The 11,609-nt window shown below is 33.8% G+C and carries 11 protein-coding genes; 9 read left to right on the forward strand and 2 right to left on the reverse strand.

Features of this window, described 5'->3' with window-relative positions; genetic code table 11:
- Positions 1-83: 83 nt before the first annotated feature.
- Together IW20_RS02110 and dnaG are read left to right on the forward strand one after the other, a co-directional pair.
- A complete protein-coding gene (locus tag IW20_RS02110) occupies positions 84-1,124 on the forward strand; it encodes an ATP synthase subunit B family protein (RefSeq protein ID WP_035618085.1) in 1,041 nt (346 codons plus the stop codon).
- A gap of 129 nt (positions 1,125-1,253) precedes the next feature.
- Positions 1,254-3,323, forward strand: coding sequence for a DNA primase (gene dnaG / locus IW20_RS02115; protein ID WP_035618088.1), 2,070 nt, complete (start codon positions 1,254-1,256; stop codon positions 3,321-3,323).
- On the opposite strand, the gene IW20_RS02120 is transcribed toward dnaG, so the two are convergent.
- The gene (locus IW20_RS02120; RefSeq protein ID WP_035618090.1) at positions 3,320-3,949 is read right to left on the reverse strand and encodes a LuxR C-terminal-related transcriptional regulator; all 630 of its coding nucleotides are present in this window, start codon (positions 3,947-3,949) and stop codon (positions 3,320-3,322) included. The two genes, dnaG and IW20_RS02120, sit on opposite strands and share 4 nt — an antisense overlap.
- A 92-nt stretch (positions 3,950-4,041) precedes the next feature.
- Positions 4,042-4,848 carry an NAD(+) synthase gene (gene nadE, locus IW20_RS02125; RefSeq protein ID WP_035618093.1) on the reverse strand — a complete coding sequence of 269 codons (807 nt, stop codon included), beginning with the start codon at positions 4,846-4,848 and terminating at the stop codon, positions 4,042-4,044.
- Between the two features lie 100 nt (positions 4,849-4,948).
- Between nadE and gldB the strand changes: the two genes are divergently transcribed.
- The 7 genes from gldB to IW20_RS02160 form a co-directional block, all read left to right on the forward strand.
- Positions 4,949-5,905, forward strand: coding sequence for a gliding motility lipoprotein GldB (gene gldB, locus IW20_RS02130; protein WP_035618096.1), 957 nt, complete (start codon positions 4,949-4,951; stop codon positions 5,903-5,905).
- Positions 5,905-6,246: a gliding motility protein GldC gene (gldC, locus tag IW20_RS02135; RefSeq protein WP_035618099.1), complete on the forward strand. Its 342-nt coding sequence runs from the start codon at positions 5,905-5,907 to the stop codon at positions 6,244-6,246. The genes gldB and gldC overlap by 1 nt, the downstream gene beginning before the upstream one ends.
- A 394-nt stretch (positions 6,247-6,640) precedes the next feature.
- A complete protein-coding gene (gene tssD / locus IW20_RS02140) occupies positions 6,641-7,033 on the forward strand; it encodes a type VI secretion system tube protein TssD (RefSeq protein WP_035618101.1) in 393 nt (130 codons plus the stop codon).
- 41 nt (positions 7,034-7,074) lie between these two features.
- Positions 7,075-8,928: a phage baseplate assembly protein V gene (locus IW20_RS02145; protein ID WP_035618104.1), complete on the forward strand. Its 1,854-nt coding sequence runs from the start codon at positions 7,075-7,077 to the stop codon at positions 8,926-8,928.
- Positions 8,929-8,930: 2 nt separating this feature from the next.
- Positions 8,931-9,953, forward strand: coding sequence for a T6SS phospholipase effector Tle1-like catalytic domain-containing protein (locus IW20_RS02150; RefSeq protein WP_035618106.1), 1,023 nt, complete (start codon positions 8,931-8,933; stop codon positions 9,951-9,953).
- 36 nt (positions 9,954-9,989) lie between these two features.
- Positions 9,990-10,604 carry a hypothetical protein gene (locus IW20_RS02155; RefSeq protein WP_035618109.1) on the forward strand — a complete coding sequence of 205 codons (615 nt, stop codon included), beginning with the start codon at positions 9,990-9,992 and terminating at the stop codon, positions 10,602-10,604.
- 58 nt (positions 10,605-10,662) lie between these two features.
- Positions 10,663-11,609 (forward strand): DUF2931 family protein (locus tag IW20_RS02160; protein ID WP_240478447.1); only part of this gene is annotated, 947 nt, incomplete at its 3' end.

Below are 11,609 nucleotides of genomic sequence, written 5' to 3' on the forward strand. Positions count from 1 at the left end.
CCTGAACAGCGGAGTCTAATGGTCTTAGTCTGACACAGAAATTATCAATCAAATCATCAATCAATTTTTTTAAAAAAATCATCATGAGAAATTTTACCATTTATTTAGTCCTCATCCTATTTTTATTTGTTAGTAAAATGATAGGACAGGAAACATTTGAATCCAGAGCAAAAGCTATTGGAGACAAAATCGAAAAAATAACCAGAGAAGAAAAAAATGCTCTAAAAGAAGAAGTAGAAATTGTGAATGTTCAACTTTCTGAGGGGAAAATAACCAGAGAAGAAGCCGATAAAAAGAAAAAACAATTGGCAGAAGCTAGAGCAATTATAATAGAAGAAAAAATTACAGTTGCACAAAATGAATTAAATGATTTAGTACAGCAAAAAGTAGATGGAAAGATAAAAGAAAGTGATTCTGTAAAAAAATATACGCTTAGGATTGACTGCATAAGATGTGGAAAAGGAAAAGATTCTATTTACAGAGAAAAAAGAACTACTTCGCAATTTGTATTTGCAGGAGGAATAAATAACTTAGTAACCGATGGAAGATTAAAAAATTCGGATTATGAATTTATGGGGTCGCATTTTTACGAATGGGGATTTACATTTAACTCTAGAATTTTAAAAAATCATAATTTGCTTCACGCTAAATACGGATTGTCGTTAATGTATAATAACATCCGACCTACAGAGAATCGTAATTTTGTTGTAGACGGCGATAAGACCGTTTTGGAAGTTAATCCTGTAAATCTGGATGAATCTCGTTTTAGAAATGTTTATTTAGTTTTGCCAGCCCATTTAGAGTTTGATTTTTCGGGAAGTAAACACGATAGTAACGGAAAGACTTATTTTAGAACTCATAGAAGTTTTCGTTTCGGGTTAGGAGGATATGCAGGAATCAATGTTAAGTCCAAACAAATCCTGAAATATGATCAAGGTGATATAAAAGAAAAAGTAGTGTCTAAAGGCGATTATAATGTAAATAATTTCATTTACGGATTAAGTGGTTATATGGGATACAGAGATATAAGTTTGTATGTAAAATATGATCTTAACCCTTTATTTGCTGATAATGACATAAAACAAAACAATGTTTCATTAGGATTACGTTTAGATTTAAATTAAAAAAGTTAAGTTAGTTTTATAGTAATGAAGCACTTCGGGAGAAGTGCTTTTTTTGTTTCATATAATTCAGAATATCAAGTTTGATTTGTGTAATTTTGCAAGCTTCAAACTTTAAAAAAATAATACGTTTTGATTTCACAAAATACTATAAATACCGTTTTTGAAACTGCTCGAGTAGAGGAGGTAATTGGCGATTTTGTACATTTAAAACGCGCAGGAAGTAACTTTAAAGGATTGAGCCCATTCTCGGATGAGCGCTCACCATCGTTTATGGTATCGCCTGCAAAAGGAATCTGGAAAGATTTTAGTTCTGGAAAAGGGGGGAACTCAGTTGCTTTCTTAATAGAACATGAACATTTCACGTATCCGGAAGCCATTCGATATTTGGCAAGAAAATATAATATCGAAATTGAAGAAACCGAACAAACGGATGCTGAAAGAGCCATTACAGATGTTCGTGAAAGTATGTATCTAGTTTCTGAGTTTGCTAAAAAATATTTTCATAATGTACTTTTAAAAACAGATGAAGGTCAGGCAATTGGTTACTCTTATTTTAAAGAAAGAGGATTTACCAATGAAACAATTAAAAAATTCGAACTGGGATATTCTCCAGAAACTTGGGATGCTTTTACTAAAGAAGCACTTGGTCAGGGATATAAACTTGAATTTCTTGAAAGTACAGGGCTAACAATTGGTAAAGAAGATCGCCCATTTGATAGGTTTAAAGGACGTGTTATGTTCCCGATACAAAGTATGTCGGGGCGTGTTCTTGGATTTGGAGGACGTATTTTAACCAATGACAAAAAAGCTGCAAAATATTTAAATTCACCAGAGAGTGATATTTACCATAAGAGTAAAGTATTGTATGGTATTTTTCAGGCCAAACAAGCTATTGCTAAACAAAATAATTGTTTTTTAGTTGAAGGTTATACAGATGTAATTCAGTTTAATCAAGCCGGGATAGAAAATGTAGTTGCTTCTTCGGGAACTGCATTAACACCAGATCAGATTAGGCTGGTAAACAGATTAACAAAAAATATTACTGTACTTTTTGATGGTGATGCTGCGGGATTACGAGCGTCTATTAGAGGAATCGATTTGATTCTGGAAGAAGGTATGAATGTAAGAGTTTGTACTTTTCCTGATGGAGATGATCCAGATAGTTTTGCCAGAAAAACTTCGCATGATGATTTGGTTGCATACTTAGAGAACAATGCTAAAGACTTTATACAGTTTAAGGCTTCGTTGTTAATGAATGAAGCAAAAAATGATCCTATAAAGAAAGCCGATTTGATTCGGGATATGGTTACGAGTATTTCTAAAATTCCAGACAGGATTCAGCGTGAAGTTTATGTTCAGGAATGTGCCAGAATTATGGATATCTCAGAGCAGGTACTTGTGAGTACTTTGGCGCAGTTGATTCAAAAGGATATTGCAGAAGTTGGTAAAAAGCAAAAGCAGGAGCAAAAGCCTTTTGAGGTTCATAGAAACCAAAAGCCAAAACAAACAGGATATTCAGGAGGTGATCCAGAAGATCCAAGAAACGGGCCGCCAGATGATTATCCGGGAGAGCCAGGATATCCGGTAGAGCAACAGGCAGAAAAAGTTGATATTTTATATTATTTAGAACGTAAAGTAATTGAGATTTTATTGCTTTATGGAGATAAGACAGAAGAGTTTGAAGATGTTTTCTTGAGAAGTAATGGAGAAGGCGAAATAGAAACTGTAACGGAAATGAAGGAATACAAAGTTTTTCAGCGAATTTATTTGAGTTTGCAGGAAGATGAAGTAGAGCTTTCTAATAATCTGTTTCGAGATATTTTTACAGATTTAATTGCTTTCTATCATCAGAATGAAAAATTTAGTTTAGAGCAATATTTAATGCGCTTACAGCCTGATTTTGCTCAGGAAGTTACAGATATTTTGATGGAAGATGAAAAAGTTACACTACATGATTGGGAAGGTCAAAATATTTTTTCGAAAGGGAAATCAGAATCAATAAGTCAATATGTAACAGAGACAATTTTGTCTATGCGTTGGTTTTTGGTCGATAAGCTTATAGAGGAATTAAAAAGCTCCATAGTATCAGACCCTAAGGAAGATAATATGGAGCTCTTGTTAATGGTGGTAGATTACTCTAAATTAATTAATTCGTTTTCGAGAAAACTCGGGAGGGTAATGTCCCGTTATCATAATTAAATAATTTCTAGTGTTTTGGCTTTATTAACCAAATCTACTAAATTAGTAACGTTTAATTTTGTTAGTAATCTTAGTTTGTAAGTACTAATTGTTTTTTCGTTAAGATTTAGAATTTTAGAAATTTCGTTGTTTTTCTTACCATCGCTTAAGTAACGTAATACTTCGATCTCTCTGTTAGAAAGTTTTCGATACAAACGTTCGCTTTTGCTTTGTTTTGCGATCAATGCCATGTTCTTGCGTACAGTTTCATTGATGATAATTTTACCTTCGTGAACTTTGATAATCGAAATCCCCAGAGTTTCTAGTTTTTCTGTTTTGTGAATGTATCCCGAAACACCAGCTTTTATGGCATTTGGAGCATACATTTGTTCAGAAAGATTACTGAAGATGATGATTTTTGTTTTTGGAAAGTTTTTCAGAATAGACTTAACTTCAAAAATACTAGCTAGACCTTCTAATTCTAAATCTAAAATAAGAATGTCGATGTCTTTTGTTTGAAGGATGTCTTTTACCATCGTAAAGTTGCCTACATTTGCAACAATTGAAATGTCATCATGGTCTTTAAAATACGACTTAACGCCAAAGTGCGTCACAGGGTGGTTGTCTGCTAAACATACTTTAATCATAGTTTTACCTTTTTAAGAATTGTTCATTTTTTTTGGAACTGTAAAATTAATAAATAAATTCTGTAATTTATTGCAAATCAGTATAAAAATGATTATTTTAACTTTTTAGGTATCGAACACACAGGTATAGGATTCATTTTGTGTTGATTGGCTGTGTTTAATTTCTTGTATATTTCGAAAACTATTTTTTCTCTTCCTACAAAGTCAGCAGCTGATTTTCCTAGTTCATCGGCTAACATTGCCTCTTCTAGTTCGTCGTAACTTGCCCCCAATTGATCCTCATCTGTTCTGTTATCTCCAAACAAACCATCAGTTGGTGCAGCTGTTAAAATTGAGTCAGGAATTTTAAGAAATACGCCTAATGCGTACACGTCAGATTTCATTAAATCGGCTATTGGGCTCAAATCTACGCCACCATCTCCGTATTTTGTGTAAAAACCTACGCCAAAATCTTCGACTTTGTTTCCTGTTCCGGCAACCAATAATCCGTAAATTCCAGCCAGATAATATAAGCTTGTCATGCGCAAACGAGCACGAGTATTAGCAAGCGATAAATTTACTTTTGCAAGATCAGCATCATTAGGAATTGAGTCCTTAAAAGCTTCAAAAGTACTTGTTAAGTCAGTTTCGATATTAGAGACATTTGGGAACCGTTTTTTTAATTGTTCGATGTGTTCTCGTCCTCTAGAAACTTGATTTGGAGCTTGGTGTATTGGCATTTCTACACATAAAACCTTTAATCCGGTTTGAGCACATAATGTTGAGGTTACAGCCGAATCGACACCACCAGAAATTCCTATAATAAAACCATTCACTTTAGCATTGTTAGCGTAATCTTTTAACCACTCTACAATGTAGGTATTTACTTTTTCTGTCTGAATAGTGCTTTTTTTAGCCATAATAGTTTAAGTTTTAAAATACAGGAATGTATATTTGCACAATTATATTTAAGTAGTCTTTACTTAAAGAATTTTGCAACACAAACTTAATTAAAATAAAATGAAAATATATCGGTTTGCTATCGCTCTATCTGTCTTTTTTTTGTCTTGCGACCAAAAAAGCAAAATTGAAAAAGCGGTAGAAGAAATTCCTGTTGATATTAAAGTAGAACGCTTTGATAAAGTGTTTTTTGAGAGCCAGCCAAAAGATCTGGGTAAAGTAAAAAAAGAATATCCATATTTTTTTCCAGCAGGAAATGATGATGCAGTTTGGTTAGAAAAAATGCAAAATCCGCTTTGGAGAGAACTGTATGCCGAAGTTCAGAAAAAGTATGGCAATTTTGAGCCAGTTCGAGAAGAGTTTAATAAACTATTCCAGCATATAGAATATTATTTTCCTAAAACTAAAACGCCAAAGGTTATTACAATAATCTCTGAAATGGATTATAATAATAAAGCAATTTATGCCGATAGTTTGGTTGTAGTAGCGCTTGAACTGTATTTAGGAAAAGAGCATAAGTTTTATCAATTTCCTAATTATATAAAAGAGAATTTTGAAGAGAAACAAATTATGCCAGATGTAGTTTCTAGTTTTTCGCAAAAGAAAATCTCGCCTGTTACCGATAAGAACTTAATTAGCAAAATGGTATATTATGGAAAGCAGTTGTATTTAAAAGATATGCTTTTGCCAGATTATACCGATGCAGACAAAATAGGATATACACCAGAACAAATAAAATGGTGTGAAGAGAATGAAGGATATATGTGGCGTTATTTTATAGAAAAAGAAATGTTGTATAGCGATGATGCAAAACTTACAACACGATTTATAAATACAGCACCATTTTCTAAATTTTACCTAGAAATAGATAACGAATCTCCAGGGCGCGTTGGAACCTGGATTGGTTGGCAAATTGTACGTTCTTATATGAAGAACAATGAGGTGTCGATAGAGCAATTATTAAAAACCAACGCAAAAGAAATTTTTGAAAAGTCAAAATATAAACCTAAGAAGTAATGTCAGATAATAAACAAACCTCGGAAATTAATTTCCTTATAGAATTAGACGAAAACCGCGTGCCAGAAAAATTAAAATGGTCGGCAAAAGACGGTGGAGTCGAGGCTCAAGATGCAAAAGCAATTATGCTTTCTATCTGGGATAGTAAAGTACAGGAAACTATGCGTATTGATTTATGGACAAAAGATATGCCTGTAGATGAAATGAAAATTTTCTTTCATCAAACTTTAGTAGCTATGGCAGATACTTTTAAACGTGCAACAGACGATGAAAAAATGTCGGACACAATGAAAGATTTCTGTGATTATTTTGCTGAAAAGCTAGAATTGAAAAAATCGTAATCGATTTATATTAATACCATTTATTTGGAAAAACGCTATAAGACTTAGGTTTTATAGCGTTTTTTTTATGGAGCAATCTCCTGCTGTACACTATATCTTTTATGGCAAACGCTGCCATAAAAGGATGCCGTTCCCATCAGGGCTAAAAAAAACTAGAACCCCGTATTTGTTTTTTAAGATTTATAAGAAGAGCTCGTCTGCGCTTTTACCCTGAAAATAAAGTCTTATTCTGATGCTTATATGATTTATGTAGTCTGTTCAAATAGAAAATCAAGACTTACTTTACGAAAGCCTTTTTTGTGAAAACCTTTTTTAAATAATCGCTTTCAGACAATATTAAATCACTCAAAAGCGAACAAGTCATTATACAACAAACCAATTAAAAAATAAGCAGATGAGTTTTTTAGCAAAGTTAGAATTAGATAACGAGATATTTAATGTTTTAGAATTTGATATAAACCTAGATCAAAATACCGACAACAATGGTAAACCTTCTAATAAAACCAAAGGAGGACAAATAAGATTGGTTGTAGAAAGCACCCAAACCGATTTGTTTTCGGATTGGATGGTATCGCACACAAGTACCAAAAACGGAAAAATTATTTTTTATCGCAGAGACGCAATGAGTACCATGAAAAATGTGACTTTCAAGAAAGCATTCTGTATCTCATTTCGCAAAAGTTTTCGTAGTGAAGGCAATGTTCCCATGATAACCGAAATCCTTATTAGTTCCAACGAAGTAAAAATAGGTAATACCATATTCGAGAATAATTGGAAAAATTCTTAACAACCAAGGCTTCCTGCAAAATAATTTAACCAACTACAATTATGGCATTACAAACCCACACTACAATAAAAATAGGCGAAAAATTAATCAGGAATTTTAGTGGGCTAAAAATTGTCCAAAAAATTCACGACCATCATACTTTCACTCTGCAAATAAGACAAGACACATTGGTAGACGAATTTAAAAGCGTTATGCCAGTTTCGCAGCAGCTAATGGGCGAAAAAATAAGCATTGAGATAAAACCAATTCCGGATCTGGATGATCTTATGATTATTACAAACCCAAAAGATTACATCATGCAGTTTTATGGGATTATTACCAAGGTAAACTTGCAAAAATCGATTAGCAATAGTATGGAAGAAACCATATTAATTAAAGGATATAGTACATCGATAATTCTTGATAATGGTCCAGATTCAAACTCATTTACTATGATGCCGTTAAGTGACATTGTAAATAAAATTAAATCAGGTTATGAAATCGACATGAATGTAACTCCTTATTATAAAGATAATCTGGCTTACACCGTACAGTACAACGAGAGCGATTTTAATTTTCTGAATCGTTTGGCAATGCGCCACGGACAGTGGTTTTATGATACAGGACGTGCGATGGTTTTCGGAAGTCCGGGAAGTTCAGGAACAGACCCAAATCTTGTTTATGGAATTAATATGCGTGATTTTAGTTATAAAATAAAATTAGCTCCAACTTTATTTAAAACGATAGAGAATGATAATCGAAAAGGAGAATATTTTCTGGATGATACTGCAAAATATAAAAAAGAAGCCGACGGATTTCACCAAAATTTCATCAATAAATCGGATTCCTTATTTAATAGAGAAACCGTAATACAACTTAATCAGAATGCAATAGGAGGAAACGGAAAAACAGCGACCGAAGAATATGCTAAGAATAAAATGCGTGCAATAGCAAGCAAGTTAATGCAAATAAAAGCTTCTAGCGAAGTTCCAGGAGTCACTCTTGGTAATACAGTAAGGATAACTGGAGTCGATATACAACTAGAAAGTACTTATAGAGTAACCAAGATAACCCATACTTGCGATGATGGCGGAGGATACGAAAACCATTTTACGGCAGTAAACTTTAACGGAGCAGTATTTTCGCCAAAAACAAATCCCGATTTAGTCCCACGTTGTGAGAGTCAGTCGGCAATAGTAATTTCTAATGATGATCCCGACGGACTTGGAGGTGTAACCGTACAAATGCCATGGCAAGAAGCCAAAGGCGAAACCACACCGTTTATCCCAATGTTGCAACAACATGGCGGAGATGGTAAAGGTATATATTGGATTCCCGAGGTAGGCGAAAAAGTTTTTGTCGATTTTCAAGGAGGTAATCCCGAAATGCCAATTGTTACAGGAGCAATATCTAGTACAAAAGAAAAAAGCGGATATGCCACGCCTAATAATGATATGAAAGTAATGCGTACCCGTTCTGGAATTATGATTATGTATAACGATGCCGAGAGAAGCCTTTTGATAGAAGACCCAAGCGGAAATAAATATTTCATGGATGGTAATGGAAGTATTAAACTTGTCGCCCCAAAAAATATAGATATTGAAGCTGGGGAAGATATCATTATGAGTGCAGGACAAAATATTGTTACCAATGCAGGAATGAATATTAGTGAAAGTGCTGGAGGGTATAAAGAAACTACGGTTGGTTTATATCATAACCTATCTATAGGAACCAATTATATCTTAAATGTTATAGGAAATATGTTCGAATGGGTAGGAGGAAAAAAAGAAATCGAAAGCGATGATATTAAAGAAACGGCTCAGGAAGTATTTTTAAGTAGTACCGAGAAAGGTATAGATGTACGAGGAGCTAAAAATGTAAATAACCACAGTGGAGAAACTTCTAGAAACGCATAATTATGGGAATTACAAGAATTATAGGCGGCACATTAACCAAAACTGCTAAGGGAAATATAGATATACGAGCAACCAAAGGAGATGTAAATTTTATTGCAGCAGAACATAATAACTGGCATGGCGAAGAGGGAGGTATTATACATCATGATTATGAGCCATTACATCCTGTAGATTCATTAAAAAAAAGTATTACGATTACATTAAATATTTTTTTTGATGGTACACAAAACAATAAAACTAATACGGAGAAAGGAAAAGATCATAAAAAATCTAATCACGAAGACGATAGCTTTACCAATGATTTCTCAAATGTGGCTCGTGGGTATGATGCTATAGACCCTACATCTTCTTTTCAAAAAGCCTTATACATAGAAGGCATAGGAACTGAGGATTTGGAAAGTGATGATGTTTTTCCTGATATTGCAATAGGTATGGGTGATCGTGGTGTAGTTGCTAAAGTAATAAAAGCCTGTGTGAAAGCGCCTGAAAGACTGGAGAAATACAAAGATGATGAGATTGATATTTTATTTGTAAACGTATATGGTTTTAGCCGTGGTGCAGCGGCTGCAAGACATTTTCTGTATGTAGCCAATAGCGCTGCTATAATAGAAGCAACTCAAGACGATACCGTTTTAATAAAAGCTCCGGGAACGTATCAGGGTATGAAATCGACAGATTTTTATTTTTCGATTCCTTCAAGCCCACTACTGGGCAAACATGGTTATTTTGCAGCCTGTTTATTAAAAAATGAGTTTAATATAAAATCTATACAAATCAATTTTGTGGGGTTGTATGATACCGTGTCTTCGCATGGGTTTTATCATGGTAATGATGTAAAAGATTTACATCTTACTGCTATCAAGAAAGCGCGTTTTGCCTTGCAATTATCAGCAGACGATGAATATCGCGAGAATTTTGATCTTACTGATATTACCAGTGCTGGTTTGCGTGGTTTAGAGCTTACCTTACCTGGGGTGCACTCAGATATTGGCGGTTCGTATCCAAACAATGCCACAGAAATTTAGTTATTGTATTATAAAAACGATGCGCCATATTATAATATGATGTACGATACTGAGAAGGAATCTAAAAAATTTAAAAAAATATTGATTAACGAGGGCTGGTATAAGGATAAGCAGCTTAAAACAGGACAATTGCGAGAACTCGATTTTAACCTAAAGGCCAGAGCAAATCCCGAATCGCTTCAAAATATGACATTATATCAGGGCATCGTGGGTACTCGTGATTTATACAATACCTACGACCAGATACCGCTTAATTTAATGTTTCATTTCTCTAAAGATAGTAAGGTGGTATATGATGAAAAAATCATAGAATTAAAACATACTATCAAAGATGAATTTATACAAACTGTCAAAAAAAGCTTAGATCGTTATATTAATGCCTGCAATAATTTGCCTAATAGTTATGTAGTGGGATACAACGACCCGCTATCTAATAGAGACCTCATTGATATAGAATATCTTGAGAAACTGCAAAAAATATCCTATCTGGATTATATAGATATTGAGATACTCAAAAAACTACGCAATAAATACTTACATTGGTCGGTAAAAGCCAATGAATTAGGGTTGGGTTCTAGGGAAAGTCAGGCTCCATCAAAAGATGGGGCATTTGAAGGGAAATACAGAAAAAGAGAAATACACAATGGATAAAAAATGGATAAAAATAATAGTCTGCTGTATAGCATGCGTACAAATAATTAGCTGCCAAATGACAAATAATAATATTCCCGAGTGGACTGCTGAGATGTGTCATCCAGCAAATAAATACAGAATAGAATTAGTAAAAGATGAAATTTTTACGCTTGAGGGTATTCATGCCGGAATGCCTTATGGAGGATCTTCAGGTACATGGGGAGACTCTGGAAAAATGTGGACAGAACAACATGGTACCCCAATAGGCGCTGATATAACCTATTATGCAGGCTATGACAATGCTTTTTATAGGTTGAAAATTGATTTTCCGGTTGAGAAAATGAAAGACCTCATAAAAAGATATTATCCTACCAAAGAAATAGTAGGAAAAACAATTGCTGAATACAAACATGAGGGAGATTTAGGAATTGATGAGAGAAGTTATAATAACTTTTCTAGTCTTGTTTTTGGTTTTGCACCCAAAGGTATGGTGGTAGTTTGGGCAAATTATGGTATGACAGTTATAGAGATTGGCAGGTATCAGGCAGAAGTAATAAAAAATGATATTGATTTAGAAAAAAAGCTATTTGCAAATTGGAGTGTGAATAGAGAAAAAGCTAAAGAAATTAGTTTTATTCCCAATACTAATTGTGCATTATGGGATATGTATCGTTTGCGCTATAAGTGGAAACCCGTATTTACATCGGAGAATCCTAATTTTAGATTATTTAAGATAAACACAGAATATTATAATGGAGAGAGAGATCAACTCATGCACCCGTGGTTGCTCGAGAACAAAATAAGGGACAGAGCTTTACCAAGTGTATTTCAGTTTTTTTGGGAAACTAGTAAAGATGAACGATTTGAGGGCAGAATTTTCTTTAATCAAGATCAATTATTCGATCGTTTTAAGGGGTTATCGGGAGAAAACGAAATTCAGGTAAAAATTGCCAATGATAATCAAAGCTTGAAAGTTCTCGTAAACAATGAAACACTTGTGGTAGATAGTATTCGTATTTATCC

Source organism: Flavobacterium hydatis (genome assembly GCF_000737695.1).
GTDB classification, from domain to species: Bacteria; Bacteroidota; Bacteroidia; order Flavobacteriales; family Flavobacteriaceae; genus Flavobacterium; species Flavobacterium hydatis.

Coding starts and splice junctions, on each gene's coding strand:
- gldB (WP_035618096.1), top strand. CDS start 4,949: ATGAAAATATATCGGTTTGCTATCGCTCTATCTGTCTTTTTTTTGTCT.
- tssD (WP_035618101.1), top strand. CDS start 6,641: ATGAGTTTTTTAGCAAAGTTAGAATTAGATAACGAGATATTTAATGTT.
- gldC (WP_035618099.1), top strand. CDS start 5,905: ATGTCAGATAATAAACAAACCTCGGAAATTAATTTCCTTATAGAATTA.
- nadE (WP_035618093.1), bottom strand. CDS start 4,848: ATGGCTAAAAAAAGCACTATTCAGACAGAAAAAGTAAATACCTACATT.
- IW20_RS02150 (WP_035618106.1), top strand. CDS start 8,931: ATGGGAATTACAAGAATTATAGGCGGCACATTAACCAAAACTGCTAAG.
- IW20_RS02110 (WP_035618085.1), top strand. CDS start 84: ATGAGAAATTTTACCATTTATTTAGTCCTCATCCTATTTTTATTTGTT.
- IW20_RS02120 (WP_035618090.1), bottom strand. CDS start 3,949: ATGATTAAAGTATGTTTAGCAGACAACCACCCTGTGACGCACTTTGGC.
- IW20_RS02155 (WP_035618109.1), top strand. CDS start 9,990: ATGATGTACGATACTGAGAAGGAATCTAAAAAATTTAAAAAAATATTG.
- IW20_RS02145 (WP_035618104.1), top strand. CDS start 7,075: ATGGCATTACAAACCCACACTACAATAAAAATAGGCGAAAAATTAATC.